This is a genomic window from Natronobacterium texcoconense (genome assembly GCF_900104065.1).
Taxonomy (GTDB): Archaea; Halobacteriota; Halobacteria; order Halobacteriales; family Natrialbaceae; genus Natronobacterium; species Natronobacterium texcoconense.
On the sequence record NZ_FNLC01000005.1, the window covers coordinates 15799 to 31968 of the forward strand.

Genomic DNA, 16170 nt, shown 5'->3' on the forward strand with positions numbered 1-16170 from the left:
CACCGGGCCGTCGAACCGCCGCAGATGAACGTTGTGGCCGCCGCCCGACGCCGCCGCTGCGCTGCAAAAACACTTATCTGTGTTACCTTCCCTTTCATGACTATGTCCGGAGCCGACAGGACGGCGTTTCGTTCCGGTGGAGGGCGTGGCGGTCTCCGCCCGCTCGCCGAACCGAACCTGATCGGCTCCGAACGCACTCGTCGGCCCCGTTCGAACTCGAGTTCGGGCCCGAATTCACGCTCGAGTCTCCCGACGCCGACGAACGAACGCAACTGACCATGTCTACGACGAAACAGACCACGGACGGAATACGCACGAACGTTCTCGAGTTCACGCTCGGGAAGAACCGCTACTGCGTCGACATCGGCTACGTCGCAGAGATCGTCAACACGGAGGAACTGACGTCGGTTCCGAACACGCCCGACCACGTCGAGGGCGTCATGGATCTCCGCGGCGAGACGACGAAGATCGTCAACCTGCGGAAGATCTTCGGCGACGAGGAGTCGGACCTCGGCAGCCGAATCATCGTCTTCAAGCGCAAACGAAACTCCAAGGAACGGATCGGCTGGCTCGCCGACGAAGTCCACCAGGTCCGGGAAGTACACACTCGAGACGTCGATACGTCCGTCGAAGGCGAGGGGATCGCCGGCGTTATTCGCCGCGACGACGAGTTCGTTCTCTGGGTCGATCCGACGGACGTCCGTATCTAGTGTGGTCTGAACTGCAGGGTCGAATCCGCGCTGTGGTTCGGTTCGACCCCGCAGTCGACGTCTGGAACGGGACTAGTTCGGTGGTCTCTCGTTTGCGTCGTCCGTCCCTTCCTGTGTCCGTATTGTCGTTCGTTCGGATCCGGATCAGGTGTCGTCGGTCTGTAACTCGTCGACGCCCGCCATGAGCCGGTCGATCGTCCGTTCTTGCTGGGTGGTCGCCGTGACGACCCGCTGGGCTGCTGCCTCACTTTCGTCGGAGCGGTCGCGAACAGTTTCCATCGTCGCCGTGAGTTCTTCGACGCTGGCCGTCTGATCGTCGATCACGCGAGCGACCTCCGAGATGCCGTTCGTCGCCTCGTCGACCGAGTCCGTGATCTCCTCGAGCGCACCGAGGACGTCCTCGATCTGATCGTCGGCGTGTTCGATCCGTTCGTGGGAGTGCTCGACGGCCTCGGTCGTCTCGTCGGACTGGTGCTGTAGTTCCTCGAGGCTCGCCGTGATCTCTTCGGTGTGATCGCGCGTCTCGTCGGCAAGCGTCTTGACGTGGTCGGCTACGACCGCGAAGCCGTCGCCGCTGTCGCCCGCTCGCGCCGCCTCGATGTTCGCGTTCAGTGCGAGCAGGTTCGTCTCGTCGGCGACGTCCGAAATGACCTCGACGACGTCGACGATTTCGTCCATCTGTGCCGAGAGTGCGTCGACGCTCTCGACCAGTTCGTCACCGATCTCGACGACGTCTTTCGTCGCCTCGCGAGCGTCGGCCCCGGCCTCGAGCCCCCGTTCGACCGCGCCGCTTGCGGCTTCGGCCGCCGAATCGACCTCGTCGGCCTGTGCTGCCAGTTCCTCCATGGCGGCCGCGAACGACTGCATCTCGTTGACCGAGTCCTCGAGCAGTTCGTGTTGCTCACCGACGTTTTCGGCGATCTCGTCGGCTGCATTGGTCGTTTCGTCGACGGCGGCCTCCATCTCGCCCGCCCGTTCGGTGACACGGCCGGTCAGCGTCTCGAGGCTGTCGGCCATTTCGTTGACGTCGTCGATGACCGCCACCAGTTCCGAATCGAGCGTCTCGAACTCCTCGCTGCGCTGTGCGCGTGTGGTGAGGTCGCCGCGACTGATCTCGTTTGCCGTCGACTGGATCTCCCGGACCAGATCGGCGGTGGCGTCCCGTTCGGTGACGACGTCGGTTCGATCGACGACCACTTCGATGACGCCGATCAGTTCGTCGCCGTCGTACAGCGGCGTCGCGGAGAAATCGATGTGTTTCTCGTCGCCGTGACGGTCGACCATCGTACTCGTATCGCCGTACCGGTTCCGGTCGGGATCGCGGCGTTCGACGCCGAACTCCTCGTGAGCGCGGTCGGGTTCCTGCAACACCTTGTCCGCGAGCGTGTCGGCACGCCGTCCATCGGGATAGAACAGTTCCGAGACGTGGTCGTGGCCGATCGCTTCCTCGCGGGAGACGCCGGTCAGTTCGACGATCGCGGCGTTCCACTCGGCGATCTTCCCGTCCGCGTCCAGAACGAACGTCGGTATCCCCGTCCCGTCGAAAAGCTGTTGATAGCCGGCCCGCCGAAGTGCCCCCTCTTCGTCGGAGCCGTCCGCCCTCTCGAGCGAGTCGGCGTCTTCTGTCCGCTCTCCGCCGCCTTCCGCGTCGGTGGCTGGCTCGCCATCGGGCCCCGACCCGCTGGCTGGTTGCCGTGCCCCGTAGCCACCATCTGTCGCTTGTTTGCCCATTGGTACCATGTTAAATGGTATACTGCGGGTAGATAAATCTCGCGGCGGATTCGCTCCACAGGACGGGTTCGAGCGGCCGAACCGGTCATAACCGAACCGAACGGATCGAGTCGTCGCCGAAAAGAGTCGCTACGCGTCGACGCTTGCCACCGTTCGCTCCGCCGAGACGCTTTCGATGATGCCGTCGATGTCGAGCCACGTGACGAGCGTCGTCCCGTCGTCTTTGGTCTTCTTGATGATCCCCTCGACGAACTCGTGATGGGTCTCGACGCTGTCGTCCATCGCCGCTGCCGTCTCGTCGATCTGGGACTCGCGGTACGTGACGGCCTGGGAGACGTCGCTCACGCGGACACCCAGTTTCTGTTTGTCGTCGGCGCGTTCGATGACGACGATGTAGTGATCGTCCGAGAGTTCGTTTCGTTCGACGTCCAGCAGCGCCGTCGGATCGAGCACGCCCGTGATCTCCCCGCGAAGGTCGGTGACGCCGTCGATCGCCTCGGGGCCACGCGGGAACCGCGTGATGTCTTTCATCTCGACGATCGCGCTGATCCGATCGATCTCGATCGCATACCGGCTGTCCTCGAGGTAGAACTCGAGCATCTGGATCGTGTCTTCCTCGTTGTGCGTCGACGCGATCAGCGAGTCGCCTCGCTCGAGGACTTCTTTCCCGCGGCCGATCGCTGCGTCGCCGTACGTTCCGCCGCCCTCGCCGATGACCGAGGCGTCGACGGTGACTTCGTCGTCGCCGATCGATCCCTCGACGCTGGTCCCTGCGATCGCTCCCCGGAGCGCGGGATCGAGTCCGTCGAACTCGTCGCTTTCGGCGACCGGCTCTGCCTCCGTTTCCGGTCCGGAATCCTCGTCCGTACTCGCGGTCGATGGCGTTGAATCGGCGGTCTCGTCTGTGTCGTCGGACGTCGAGTCGGTCTCCGTCGTCGTCTCGTCGGAGGTCGTGTCTTCGACGCCGTCGACGTCTTCGGTTTCGTCGTAGGAGACCGTCTCACCCTCGGATTCTGGCTCGTTACTTTCCGTCGGCTCTTCGTCCGTTTCCTCCGACGCCTCCTCGTCGCTCCCGGCGTCGTCGGCCTCCGGCTCCGATTCGGATTCCGAACGCTCCGGCTCCGACTCCTCGTTCGAGTCGGTCGCCGACTCGGGCTCGTCCGGGCTATCGTCGGCCTCGTCTTCGGACTCACCAGTACTCTTCCCACGATTTCGCATCTCTCGGATGCGCCGTGCTCTGTCGTCGGTCATGCCGACACCTCCTCGGTCAGCAGCTGTTCGTCGAGTTTCGCTGCCATCGAAGCAAATACTTCACTCATGTCGATTTCCTCCTCGGCCTCGAAGACCGAGTGTCCGTCCGTAAACGCACGCTGGAAGGCGACCCGCTTGCGGACCCGGTAGATCGGCGTCTCCGGCAGTGCGTCGTCGAACCACGCGAGCATCTCTGCGGCCGCGTTCGTGTTCTCGATCCGGTTCGCGACGAGTGCACGCGGTTCGATCGTCACGTCGTGATCCATCTCGAGTGCGCCCATGTAGTCGAACAGCAACTCGAGCGATCGTTTGCTCGTCGGTTCGGCGAGTGCCGGGATGACGAGGTTCCCTGCCGCACACAGTCCGTTGTCGGTGATGACTCCGAGGTGTGGCGGACAGTCGACGACGACGACGTCGTACTCGTCTTCGAGCTGCGTCAGGAGCCGATCGAGACGCATCTCGGCGTTTTCCTCCGACGGAAGCGTCGACGAGGCGGCGTTTAGGTCGACGTTGCTCGCGACGACGTCCATCTCGGGATGTTCGTAGACGATTTCCTCCTTCGAGACGTTCTCGGGGTCGACGAGAGCGTCGAGCAGCGTCGGCGGCTCGGCGTCGTAGGCTTCGAGAAGCCCGAGTCCTTCCGTCGCATTTCCCTGTGGGTCGATGTCGACGAAGAGGACGTCCTTCCCGCGGTCGTTAAAGGCCCCGGCGAGGTTGATCGCAACGGTCGTCTTCCCGACACCTCCCTTCTGATTTGTCACACATAGCCGAGCGGGTTCCGCCATTCTCCTGGGTCGTTTCAACTCTGCCCACATAACTCACACGGCCAACCTCACTCTCGAGAGCGTCTACCTGTAACTTTTCTCGCCATTCGACGATTGCAACTGTCCGCTAATTTCCAGATACGGAGTCGAATCGGCCGAATTCTTTATCAAGCGAACATCGCAATTCAGTCCCATGGCAGTGAACGTATCGTCCGTTGACGACGCCGACGCGACGACTCCGTCGGCGGTCGGGTTCTTCGACGCCGACGGTTGCAGTGATCTGGACACAAAAACCGGCTGGAGCGGCGCCGACGCCGGCTCCACGACCCTATCGGAGGGGTGCGTCGATGGCTCTACTCAGCTGCCAGTAGACGGGACCCAGCTATGAGTACTATCTTCTCTCCACGTTCGACGCGGCAGGGCCAGCCGACATCCACCGTCACACCCGTTTCCGTACTCGTATCCGGCTTCGACCCCGGCTTCGAGACCGGTACGGTGCAGCAGTCGACCGACGAGTACCTCGATTGTCACTGATGGTCCGAGCCGTTATCGCAGACGACTCCGCAGTTATGCGGGAAACCCTCGGGAAGATTCTCGAGGACGGCGGACTCGACGTCGTCGGCCGCGCCAAAAACGGCACCGAGGCCGTCGAGATGATCACGGACCTCGAACCGGACGTCGCGACGGTCGACATCCAGATGCCCGGTCTCACGGGCCACGAGGTGATCGAGCAGGTGATGGCCGAGCGGCCGACGCCGATGCTGGTCATCAGTTCGCAGACGACGAAAAACGCGGAGGCGACCTTCGAGGCGCTCGAGGCCGGTGCAGTCGACTTCATCGCGAAGCCGAGCGGCGACAACTCGGTGCCGATCTGGTCGAAACAGGACGAGATCGTCGAACAGGTTCGTGCGGTCGCAAAGGCCGACGTTTCCGGCAGTACCGATGCCGGCGACGCCCGACCGACGCGTGACGAACTGTCGACGGTCGACGTCGACGCGGCGGAGGCGTTTCCACGCCAGCCGACGCTCATCATCGGTGCATCGACCGGCGGCCCGCGCGTCGTCGAGCGGGTCCTGTCCGAACTACCCGAGAGAGCAGGGTTACGAATCCTCATAGTCCAACACATGGCTGACCATTACACGGAACGTTTCGCGGAACGGCTCGACAAACGAACCGACTACGACATTCGAGAGGCGTCCGGTCGTGACACGATCGGTGCCGGCGAGGGCGTCCTCGCGAAAGGCGGCTACCACCTCGCCGTCTCGAGTTTCTCGGACGGTAAACTCTCCGTCAAACACGACGATGGCCCCAAACGACACAACGTCAAGCCGGCTATCGACGTGACGATGGAGACTGCAGCGAAGAAAGTCACCGGCAACCTCGCGGGTGTCATCATGACCGGAATGGGAGCCGACGGCGCCGACGGGCTCGCCGAGATCAAGGCCGCCGGCGGCAAGGCGATCGTTCAGGACGAGGAGACCTCTCGAGTCTACGGCATGCCCAAAGTCGCTGCCGAACAGGTCGACGTCGACATGGTCCTGCCGGAGGACCGGATCGCCGAAGGCGTCGTCAACGCCTTCCAGGGGTGGTCGTCATGAGTGACGCGACTTCCACCTTCGTCCAGGAGAGCAAGGAGGACATCCGGAAGCTCAACGACGCCCTGCTCGAACTCGAGGACGACCCCGAGAGCTCCGACGCCATCGAGACGGTGTTCCGGGTCGCACACAACCTCAAGGGTAACTTCGGGGTGATGGGCTATACGAAGGCGAGCAACCTGGCACACGCGATCGAGGACCTGCTCGACTGTATCCGGGGCGGCGAACTCGCGGTCACCGGCGAGCGGATGGACCTCATCTTCAGCGGGGTCGACCTGCTCGAGCAGATGGTAAACGAGATTTCCGACGACGGGGAGACCCATACTAACCCGGAGGCGACGATCACGAAGATTCGGTCGTCGATCGAGGAAGGTGAGGACGCCGAGGTTCTGGAAACTGACGACGACGGTGGCGTCGATTCCCGCGAGATGCCGGTCGACGAACTGGCCGAGGAACTCGACCTGGACGACGACCAGGAACTCTACCGGGCCTCTATCGCGATCGACAACGAGGACGCACCACACGTCGATGCGATGTTCGTTCTCGACTCGACCCGAAACGAGTACGAACTCGTCCGAACCGTCCCAGACGACGAGACGATCGAGTCCGACGAGTTCGACGGCCAGTTCGACGCCTACCTACTGAGCGACGGAAGCGTCAGCAGCGCCGACATCAGCGGCTTCTACGAGGACGACCGGTACGTCGGCGGTGTCAGCGTCGAGGAAGTCTCGGCCGAACTCACCGAGGACGACGACGAGGGAGGCGATACCGGTTCGTCCCACAGCACCCAGGAAGTCGAGTCGATCCGCGTCGACGTCGAACAGATCGACCAGCTGTACAACCAGGTCGAGGAGATGGTCACCAGCCGGATCAAACTCCGGAAGATCATCGAGGAACACGACCTCGTCGAGGCCGAAGACGAACTCGAGGAACACGGCAAGATTACCTCGCGGCTCCAGGATACCGTCCTCGAGATTCGACTCGTCCCCCTGAAGAAGATCGTCGGCAACTTCCCGCGGGTCGTCCGCGACATCTCCCGTGACCAGGGCAAGGAGATCGACTTCCAGATGGAAGGGGTCGACATCGAGATGGATCGCTCGATCCTGAACGAACTGAGCGATCCGCTGATGCACCTCATCCGGAACGCGGTCGACCACGGTATCGAATCGCCCGAAGAGCGAGAGAAGAAAGGCAAACCCCGCGAGGGGACGATCAAACTGATCGGCGAACGCGAACGCGACCGCGTCTCGATCACCGTCGAAGACGACGGCGGCGGCCTCGACGTCGAGGAGATCCGCCAGAAGGCGGTCGATCAGGGGGTCAAGACCGAAGAGGAGGCGGCGGTGCTCGACGACTCCGAGGTGTACGACCTCATCTTCCACCCCGGCTTCTCGACGACCGAGGAAGTCACCGAGGTCAGCGGCCGCGGCGTCGGGATGGACGTCGTCAACCAGGTCGTCCGCGGCGTCGACGGCTCGATCAACGTCGAAAGTGCACCCGACGAGGGCACCTCGATCACGCTCATGCTGCCCGTCAGCGTCGCCATCGTCCGCGTGCTGTTCGTCACCGTCGGCGACGAACAGTACGGCGTCCCGATCAAGAACATCGACGAAATTTCCGAGTTCGACGACGTCACCGTCGAGTCGGTCGAGGGCCGGCCCACGGTGACCCACGACGACCGCGTCTACCCGCTGCTGTCGCTTGGCGACCGACTGGACGTTCCCGACACCGAGCACGCTGACGACGACATGGTCATTCGGATCAAAGACTCCGTCAGGCAGGTCTGTCTTCGCTGTTCCGACGTCGTCGGCCAGGAGGAAGTCGTCATCAAACCCTTCGAGGGCGTACTCAGCGGAACGCCAGGGATCAGTGGCGCGTCGGTCCTCGGAGAAGGCGAGGTCGTGATGATCCTCGACGTCGAGACGCTCTGAGTCTGTTCCGTCGAGCCGGATCCATTTTTTCCACGCTCTGGAAGTTTCAGAATAGGTTCTTTTCCTCGAATTCTGTGACCACGGTTCCGTCCCTTCGTTTCCCGTGCAACGACCGCCAATTCGGTCAACATAATTAAGTCATCTGGGTGTATTGACTCGCCCATGGACGTGTTGATCACAGACGATTCCGGTTTCATGCGGGATCTTCTTCGCGAAATCCTCGAGGAGAACCACAACGTCGTTGGCGAGGCCGAAAACGGCGTCGAAGCAGTCGAACTCTACCAGCAGGAAGAGCCGGACATCGTCTTCATGGATATCGTGATGCCGATCAAAGACGGGATCGAGGCGACCGACGAGATCACTGACATGGATCCGAGCGCGACGGTCGTCATGTGTACCAGCGTCGAGCAGGCCGAGCAGATGAAAGACTCCATCGAGGCCGGTGCCGAGGGGTACATCACGAAACCGTTCCAGAAAGAGAGCGTTCTCGAAGAGCTCAACAGCATCACCGGGTAATCTGCCATGGAGATCGACATTCGGGAGCTCGAGACGTACCAGGAACTCGCCCACGACGGTGCACGATCCGCGGCCGACTCCCTCTCACAGCTGACTGGCATCGGCACGAACGTCCAGGTGACGAACGTTTCGCTGATGTCCCCGTCGGACCTCGAGAACGAGTTCTTCGCCAAAGAGTTCGCCGGCGTCAGCATCGACCTGACCGGCGAAATCTCCGGCCAGGTCGCGCTCGCGTTCGACGAAGAGGGGCGAGAGGCGATCACCGACAAGCTCGTCCCGGCAGACGACCCCGAGAAGAAAAAGAGCAGCATCAAAGAAGTCGGCAACATCATGACCAGCGGGTTCGTCGACGGCTGGGCGAACTACCTGAACGCGACGATCAAGAGCTCCCCACCGACGTACATCCAGGGGCAGGGGACCGACGTGCTCCCGACGTCCGTGTCCGAAGTCGACAGCCACCTGTTCGTGTTCCGGAGCCGCGTCGAGGTCGAGGAAGGAACCGACGCCAACGAAGCCGTCGACTTCCGTATCCTGCTAATCCCCGACTCACACTCCCTCGAGCGGACGCTCGAGCCACAGACCGAGGACGGCATCTCCTTCGAGAAACTCGAGATCTTCACCGATATGAGCAAGGAGGGTGCCCAGAAAGCCGCCACGAACATCACCTCGATGACGAGCATCGAGACGAACGTCAACATCAGTCGGCTGACGCTCGTTCCGATCGAGGACATCCCCAAGGAGGTCGGTACGAAGCGGTACGTCGGTACGGTCATGGAGTACGAAGGGAAGATCAGCGGCTATCTCGTGATCCTGTTCGATCATCCCTCCGGGCGCGCGGTCGTCGACGCACTCGTCCCGATGGAGACCGACGAACAGTGGGGCGAGATGGAACAGGAGGCGCTCAAGGAGCTGTCGAACATCATGACGAGCGGGTTCGTCGACGGCTGGGCGAACGTGTTGAACGCCGAGATCAAACACCAGCCGCCGGACTTCGTCGCCGACACCGGGACCTCCGTGATGCGGACGGTCACCGACCAGATCGGCCGACCGGACGACCACGCGTTCCTGCTGGACTCGAGCATCGAGACCAACACCGACCAGGTGTTCACCTGTCAGATGCTCGCGTTGCCACATCGCGACGAACTCGAGGCGGCACTCGATGATCTGCTGGTCGAGAACACGGAGAACACGCGGGTCGATCCGGACGACCTGTTCGGCTAATTCTCAGGCGTTTACGTCTTCGATCTGTTCGCTTACGACGATTCGACCACGCGGCGTCAGCGATAGGTCGGTCCCGTTCTCGACGACCAGTTGTTTTCGCTGGACCGAGTTCAACACGTTCGTCACGTACGCCGCGTCGCCGTCGAGCATGTTCGTGAAGTCGATGTCGCCGTCGGTCGCGTGAATGCTGACCAGCAGTCGCTTTTCGGGATTCGACAGCTGAATCTCCTCGATCTCCTCGCGTAACTCGTCGAACTCGAGGCGGAGATACCTGGCGAGCAGGTTCACGTGCTGGCCTTTCGCGGGTGCGATCAGGGTCGTCGTCGTCTGTCCGGTGTCGCTGTCGACGTGTTTCACGACGAGTGTAATTCGGTCGTCGTCGCCGATCTTGTTCGCACGATCGATCTGCATGACGTTCGCGACGTCGAAACTGACGCTCTGGCTCTTGGTCCTGACCGCGACCTGCTGGTTCTTGAGCCGCAGTTCGCCGATGGCGATGGACGTGTTCTTCACGCGGCCGCCGACCCGTTTCGGATGCTGAATCGCCGCCTTCTTCCCGTTGAGCAGACAGCGAAACAGGATCGCGACGAGTTTCTCGACGGTTTCACCCTTGCTCTCGATGATCGCCGTCTGCGTACTGCCGTCGGCCTTGTACGCGACCGTCACCGTATCGTCGAAAAACTGCTTGACGTGGTTCGGAACGCTCCCGACGTTGATGTCGATGATCTTCGAGAGCGCTATGGTCTCCTTTTCGTTCGAGGACGCGAAGACGAACCGTCGCTTCGTCAGAATAATCCGGCCTTTGACCGGCCGGTCGTCGTCACTCCGGTTCAGAAAGAAACGGCCGGTGATGTCGGCGACGATGTCCTCGTTCATGATGAGTCGAACCGAATGTCGTACCGTAGTCGTTTCTCCATAATATTCGTTTCTATTGACCCATCACCGTCGATATACGAACGGAAGACGCGGTACCGTCAGTCCGGCCGGGAGACGTGGAACGGCAGTCCCTCGACGCCGTCACGCTGGAACGCATCGAGCGTCGAGTTCACCTCGTGATACTCGAGGATGTTCTCCTGAATCATCCGCTCGATGATGTCGGCCCGGAACTGCAGGTCGTCGTAGATGTCGCGGGTGTCGGCGTACCCGAGCAGTGTCGCGATCTGTTCCTCGAGCACGTAGGAGTTGTTCATCCCCTGGAAGACGATCTCGTCCTCGACGGGGTCCCAGTAGAACACCTGCCGGGTGACGACCCCGTCCATCTCCTCGGAGTAGCCTTCGATCTCCTGAACGCTCGTGACCCGTCGCAGGACGTTGTCACCCTGCTTGACGCGGTTCTGGAACAGTGCGACGTCGGCGTTGTCCATGAACGTCTCCGGGACGTTGATCGGGTCCCCGGTAAATCGCTGGATCATCGAGACGATGTCGCTCGCGTGGAAGGTCAGCATGACCGGGTGACCAGTCTGGGCTGCCTGGAACGCCATCCGACCCTCTTCACCACGAACCTCACCCACGATGATGTACTCGGGACGGGAACGCAGTGCTGCCTCGACGAGATTGAACATACTCACGTCCGTACTGTCCTCGTCGCGACTCTCTCGAGTCAACAACTGCTGCCAGGTGTCGTGTGGTGGCAGGACCTCAGCAGTGTCCTCTGCGGTGTAAATCTTCGAGTCGCGGGGGATGAACGACATGATGGAGTTCAGCGTCGTCGTCTTCCCGGACGCCGTCTCCCCGACGACGAACACCGTTCGCTCGTTCTCGAGACACAGCCAGAGGTAGGCCGCGAGTTCGGGCGACAGCGTCCCCCAGTTGGTAATCTGGGTGACCGTCAGCGGCACCTCGTCGCCCTGACGGATGGTGAGGCTGGGCCCTTTCACGCTCACGTCGTCGCTGTAGATCACGTTCAGACGCGAGCCATCGGGCAGCGTCGAGTCGATGATCGGGTTCGCGTCGGTCATCGGGTTGCCGATCCGCTCACCCATGTTGTTCAGCCAGCGATCGAAGTTCTCAGGCGTCCCGAAGTCGACCGACGTCTCGACCATCCCGAACACGCCGTGATCGACGTAACACTCGTTGGGGCCGATCACGTGAATGTCCTCGTTCTCCGGGTCGCGCATGACCGGCTCGAGCGGACCCAGACCGACGATGTCCCGGTTCAGTCGGTACCGGATGTTCTCGTAGGTCTCCTGGGGAATCTCCTGGATTCCCGGATGGAACCTGACCTTTAGCTCCTCGATGATGTTATCGAGTTCCTCGTCTTTGATGTGGGTCGTCTCGTTGAGCAGTTCCTCGATTCGGTCGTCGTACTCGACGTCCTTCTCGGGGGCCTCTTTCGTCGTACTGCGGCGTAACAGCGAGTCTTTGATCTTCTCGAAGACTTCCTGTTCTTCCTCCGAGAGCGTCGGTTCGATCGCGAAGTACTGCATCTTCGTCCCGACGTCGCCGTAGACGTGACTGTAGATCGGCCCACCGACAGGATACAGGACGTTCGGATGGTCTACCTCGTGTTCGGCCGTCGGTTCGTCGATCAGGAGCGGGAACTCTCCCGTAATCTGTCTGAACTTCTTTAGATGTTCGCGGAGGTGTGGCCGCCGTGCTGCGTGCTCCTGAAGCTCGTCCGACGGCTTGGGCGTCCCCATTTCCGTCATATGGCGGTCACTGCGTTACGCAACACTCCGGTTCTCGATAACTGTACCTGTACCCGACCGGACGGAGAAACCGATCCGGTCGCCGACTTGTTCGCCCATACCCGCAAACCGCTTGATGAACAGCTGGCGACGGATGTCGTTACCGACCTCGATCATCTCCAGTTTGATGAAGACGTCGGCGATCGACCGGAACGGACCGATCGCTTCCTCGCCGACCGTCGAGGGGTCGACCGTCAGGATGATGACCTTCCCCTGCGAGATGATGTCTCGGAAGAACGAGATGATCTCGAGGGCCGCCTGCCGCTCTTCGTTGTCACGGACCAGCGCCTCGAACTTCGGATCGTTTCGCAAGATTGCGTCGAACGTATCGATGATGATGACGTCCGCCGACCAGATCGTATCTTCCTCCATCAGATCCGTCAGGAGGTCCTGGCGGTTCTGCTCTTCCTCGTCGGAAGAGAAGACGCCACCGCTGTCGAGGTCGCCGTGAAGGAACAGCATGTTCTCGAACAGCAGGTGTTCCTCGACGTTGTAGTCGAGCGAGTCCATCTGTTCGACGAACCCTTTGACCTCGAGTTCGGTCGAGAGGAAGGTAACGGACCGGTCGGTCTCACACAGTCCGTACGCGAACCGCTGTGAGATCGCACTCTTTCCGGCACCGTAGTCACCTTCCATCAGGACGATACTCCCGGTCGGGATGCCGCCACCGAGTTCCTTGTTCAGGCGGTCCCGGTTGTCCAGTCCGAGCGAGAAGATATTGGTTCGACTACTCATAGTCTCCCTCGTCGGAAATCAGGACCGAGTTGATAAATTCGATCTGCCACGGTTCCAGATCGGTCTGTTCGTCCGGCACGAGGATCGGCTTTGCGTAGTCGTCGTGATTGGCGTAGCCGTAGTAACCCTCGTGGAGTTTGGTCCCGGACTCGGTCTCCATAACGTCCGAGTCCACCCAGACCATCTCCCGGTCGGAGTCGACGTCGTCGTCGACGATCCACTCCTCGTGGGCGATCTGCCCGTAGCCGGAGTCGCCGCCCTCGGTTTCGGTCTCAGTTTCGGTCTCGGCGCCCGTGACGGCGACGTTGACGGCGTTGTCGGAGTCGTCGTCGGACCCCGAGGAGTCGTCGACGTCCGACTCGTGGTCGTCGTCCGGCCCGTCAGCGATCGTTTCGGTGAAGGTCAGTTCGGTATCCGACCCGAGGTCGTCCGAAGCGGACGCCTCGTCCGCCGTCGGCGCGTCGTCCGATTCGGCCGTTTCGTCGGCGTCCTCCGTTTCGGACTCGTCGGACTCGCCCGTTCCCTGGATCTCGATCGTTTTCCGGGTCGAAATTCCCTCTTCTTCCAGCCACTCGTCGAACGAGCGGCGCTTCCTGGCGGGCGTCGAGATCTGGCTGATCCGCCAGAGGCTGCGCTTGTGATCGACCCCGAGCGACGATCGTGGCTCGGGATCCTCGATGTTGGGTCCGCCGTCGAACCCGTTGAGCATCGTCTGCAGACAGTCGTCGACCGGCTGGCCGATCCAGCCGATCGTCTCGTAAAACCGGATCGTCCGTGCCGCACCGTCGAGACCGGCTTTCTCGACGAGGTACTCCAGCCAGTCCATCACGACGTACTCCGTATCGTACTCGGAGGGAATCTCCTCGAGATACGGCCGTCCGCCGTCGTCCCACGGGACGTCTTCATCCTCGGCGGCACTGGCCGAGTCTGCGGGTTCTGCGTCGCCGATCTCGGCACCTAGATCGTCGTCGGCACCCAGGTCGGCGGGCTCGTCGTCCGCCATGCCGAGTTCGTCCTCGAGTCCATCGTCCTCGAGTCCATCGTCGACGACCGGATCGTCGCCGAGGCCGTCGTCGGCACCGTCCTCGAAGCCGTCATCCTCGTCGTACTCGGATTTCAGGTCGTCGAACGAGAGGTCTTCGTCCGCTCCGCCCGACTCGGCGTCGTCGTCGAGGCCGTCGTCACCGAAGTCGTTGTCCAGATCCCCGAACTCGTCCTCGTCGTCGATGACGCTCTCGTCGAGGAACTCCTCGGCTTCGGCGTTCGCGACGTCGTCGCCCATCTCGTCGGCGTCCTCTTCGCCCTCACCGCTGTCGAAGAGGCTCTCGCCGCCGAAGCCACCGCCGCCACCACCGGGGCCGCCACCGCCCATCATCTCGCTCATCGAGTCGCCCTCGACGAACGGGTTGACCCCCTGGGTCACCATCTCGTAGACCTCGAGCAGCTTTCGGATGTCCTCTTCGATCTCCTCGAGGGAGTCGCTGATCTTCTCGTTCTCGCTCTGGACGGTGTTGACCGTCGAAGACAGCGAGCCGACGTCGTTTTCCATCTCATCGATGCGGTTCTCGAGTTCGCTCGAGGCGCCGCCGCCGCCGCCGTCGTCCATCCCGCCGAAGGACATGTCGTCGTCGCTGGCGCCGTCGCCGAATCCGCCGTCGTCATCGAGGAAGTCGTCACCGCCACCGCCGTCACCGAATCCGCCGTCGTCGTCGAGGAAGTCGTCACCACCGTCCATTTCCATGCCTCCTCCGGAACCGCCAGACGAACCAGCATTGGGCATCAGCCCCTGATCGCTCGTGCTGCCGGCCCCGGAGGAGTTTCCCCCCATTAGATCATCGCCGCTATTCCCGGAACTGCCACCGTCGTTGCCTCCGAGTATGTTCCCGATTATGGATAGTAACATGCCGTATCACCCTAGGTAGCTCGATCCACTTCGCAGTCCCTCGCGGCGATTACGTGTGCGCCCGAGATGCTCGTTCGTTCGACCGGGACTGCGACGAGTAGCCATCTGTGAACCTCTTGAGTGTCGATGTATTAAGTAATTATGGCTGTTTCACCCCACCCGAGTAGCACCGCCGTCCCGGACTCAACTTCTGTCGAACGGAGGGTAAGTCAGATGAGCAAAGGTTTCTTTTCCGTTGGGCTCGAACGGGGGTACATCGGAGTGGACATGACAGATACTAACGAAGGGGGCTCCCCGAAAGAGAACGCGGACGTGCCGCCGGTCCTTCCGAACGAACAGCAGACGGCATCCGACGCCGGGGGCGTACTCTCTCCGGAAGACCTCGACATCTCCGAAAGCCCGTACGTCGACGAAATTTCGGAGGGACGATACGTGGTATCGGCGGATCGCACACCGCCGAACGTCCCGGGAAAAGGAAACGACGCGCTTCCTGCACGCCAGTCGGAGGCCCGCGACACCCGACCCGAACGACCGGGGAGAGCCGACCAGCCCGCCGCTAACTCGAGCCAGCCGGTCCAGAGCCCCGAGGCTGCACGGTCGCTTCTGGCCGACGAACTCGAGCGAGCGGACACTCGCTACGCGCTCGACATCGTCTCCCGATTCGGCGACGACACCGTCCGCCACCGGATGACGTCGAACGACGTCCTCGATACGTTCAACAGCCTCGTGTTCTGGTTCGCCCGGAACGTCGCTCGAAACACGCGAACTGACCGGGCGGTGTCGCTGCTGTTCGCGAAGTCCGACTTCGACACGGAACTGACCACTCCCCAGCTACAGGCTGCCCTCAGAAAACACGACCTCGACGAAACCGACACGATCGGCAACCTCCTCGAGGAACTCGAATAGTCGTCTGTCAGCGTCTACTCACCGTTTTTCGTCGGCCGTGGACGATCAGTGACCGGTCCCGTTGAGGAAGATAACTCCGGCCATAAACATCGTCAACACGATCGTGAAACTGAACAGGAGGACGGCAGCGTGTACGGATTCGATTCCACGATCCAGTCGCTGAGAGGCGAGGTCGAGAGTCATCGTTGCTAGTGAATCGACAGTGGGGGATAAATGATCT

At 61.7% G+C, this 16170-nt stretch carries 15 protein-coding genes; 7 read left to right on the plus strand and 8 right to left on the minus strand.

All coding sequences use genetic code 11. The features are described 5' to 3' along the window. Nucleotides 1–278: 278 nt before the first annotated feature. Nucleotides 279–710 (plus strand): chemotaxis protein CheW, encoded by a 432-nt coding sequence (locus BLR35_RS17320; RefSeq protein ID WP_090384823.1) that lies wholly within the window; start codon nucleotides 279–281, stop codon nucleotides 708–710. Between the two features lie 144 nt (nucleotides 711–854). Here the strand turns inward: BLR35_RS17320 and BLR35_RS17325 are convergent, their stop codons facing one another. The 3 genes from BLR35_RS17325 to BLR35_RS17335 form a co-directional block, all read right to left on the minus strand. After that, the gene (locus BLR35_RS17325) at nucleotides 855–2441 is read right to left on the minus strand and encodes a methyl-accepting chemotaxis protein (protein ID WP_090384826.1); all 1587 of its coding nucleotides are present in this window, start codon (nucleotides 2439–2441) and stop codon (nucleotides 855–857) included. A gap of 129 nt (nucleotides 2442–2570) precedes the next feature. Continuing rightward, complete coding sequence (locus tag BLR35_RS17330) at nucleotides 2571–3692, minus strand: chemotaxis protein CheW (RefSeq protein ID WP_090384828.1); 1122 nt, start codon at nucleotides 3690–3692, stop codon at nucleotides 2571–2573. After that, entirely contained in the window at nucleotides 3689–4477 is a 789-nt protein-coding gene (locus BLR35_RS17335; RefSeq protein ID WP_090384831.1) for a ParA family protein, read from the minus strand. Before BLR35_RS17335 ends, BLR35_RS17330 begins: the two co-directional genes overlap by 4 nt. A gap of 172 nt (nucleotides 4478–4649) precedes the next feature. Between BLR35_RS17335 and BLR35_RS17340 the strand changes: the two genes are divergently transcribed. From BLR35_RS17340 to BLR35_RS17360, 5 genes are all read left to right on the plus strand, one after another. After that, nucleotides 4650–4844 carry a hypothetical protein gene (locus BLR35_RS17340; protein WP_090384833.1) on the plus strand — a complete coding sequence of 65 codons (195 nt, stop codon included), beginning with the start codon at nucleotides 4650–4652 and terminating at the stop codon, nucleotides 4842–4844. 145 nt (nucleotides 4845–4989) lie between these two features. Next, nucleotides 4990–6054 (plus strand): chemotaxis-specific protein-glutamate methyltransferase CheB, encoded by a 1065-nt coding sequence (gene cheB / locus BLR35_RS17345; RefSeq protein ID WP_090384835.1) that lies wholly within the window; start codon nucleotides 4990–4992, stop codon nucleotides 6052–6054. After that, nucleotides 6051–7982 (plus strand): chemotaxis protein CheA, encoded by a 1932-nt coding sequence (gene cheA / locus BLR35_RS17350; protein ID WP_170831069.1) that lies wholly within the window; start codon nucleotides 6051–6053, stop codon nucleotides 7980–7982. The genes cheB and cheA overlap by 4 nt, the downstream gene beginning before the upstream one ends. A 162-nt stretch (nucleotides 7983–8144) precedes the next feature. After that, a complete protein-coding gene (gene cheY, locus BLR35_RS17355; protein WP_090384840.1) occupies nucleotides 8145–8498 on the plus strand; it encodes a chemotaxis protein CheY in 354 nt (117 codons plus the stop codon). Between the two features lie 6 nt (nucleotides 8499–8504). After that, nucleotides 8505–9719: a chemotaxis protein CheC gene (locus BLR35_RS17360; protein ID WP_090384843.1), complete on the plus strand. Its 1215-nt coding sequence runs from the start codon at nucleotides 8505–8507 to the stop codon at nucleotides 9717–9719. A gap of 3 nt (nucleotides 9720–9722) precedes the next feature. Here the strand turns inward: BLR35_RS17360 and BLR35_RS17365 are convergent, their stop codons facing one another. From BLR35_RS17365 to BLR35_RS17380, 4 genes are all read right to left on the minus strand, one after another. Further along, entirely contained in the window at nucleotides 9723–10595 is an 873-nt protein-coding gene (locus BLR35_RS17365) for a CheF family chemotaxis protein (RefSeq protein ID WP_090384846.1), read from the minus strand. Between the two features lie 98 nt (nucleotides 10596–10693). Next, a complete protein-coding gene (locus BLR35_RS17370) occupies nucleotides 10694–12367 on the minus strand; it encodes a type II/IV secretion system ATPase subunit (RefSeq protein WP_090384849.1) in 1674 nt (557 codons plus the stop codon). A 15-nt stretch (nucleotides 12368–12382) separates the two neighbouring features. Next, nucleotides 12383–13141 (minus strand): archaellum protein ArlH, encoded by a 759-nt coding sequence (locus BLR35_RS17375; RefSeq protein WP_090384852.1) that lies wholly within the window; start codon nucleotides 13139–13141, stop codon nucleotides 12383–12385. Next, on the minus strand, nucleotides 13134–14882 hold the full coding sequence (locus BLR35_RS17380) for a FlaD/FlaE family flagellar protein (RefSeq protein WP_244510272.1): 1749 nt from the start codon (nucleotides 14880–14882) through the stop codon (nucleotides 13134–13136). The genes BLR35_RS17375 and BLR35_RS17380 overlap by 8 nt, the downstream gene beginning before the upstream one ends. 429 nt (nucleotides 14883–15311) lie before the next feature. On the opposite strand from BLR35_RS17380, the gene BLR35_RS17385 reads away from it, so the two are divergent. After that, entirely contained in the window at nucleotides 15312–15950 is a 639-nt protein-coding gene (locus tag BLR35_RS17385; RefSeq protein WP_090385296.1) for a DUF7500 family protein, read from the plus strand. 45 nt (nucleotides 15951–15995) lie between these two features. On the opposite strand, the gene BLR35_RS20825 is transcribed toward BLR35_RS17385, so the two are convergent. Next, nucleotides 15996–16133 carry a hypothetical protein gene (locus BLR35_RS20825; RefSeq protein WP_170831070.1) on the minus strand — a complete coding sequence of 46 codons (138 nt, stop codon included), beginning with the start codon at nucleotides 16131–16133 and terminating at the stop codon, nucleotides 15996–15998. Between the last annotated feature and the right edge of the window lie 37 nt (nucleotides 16134–16170).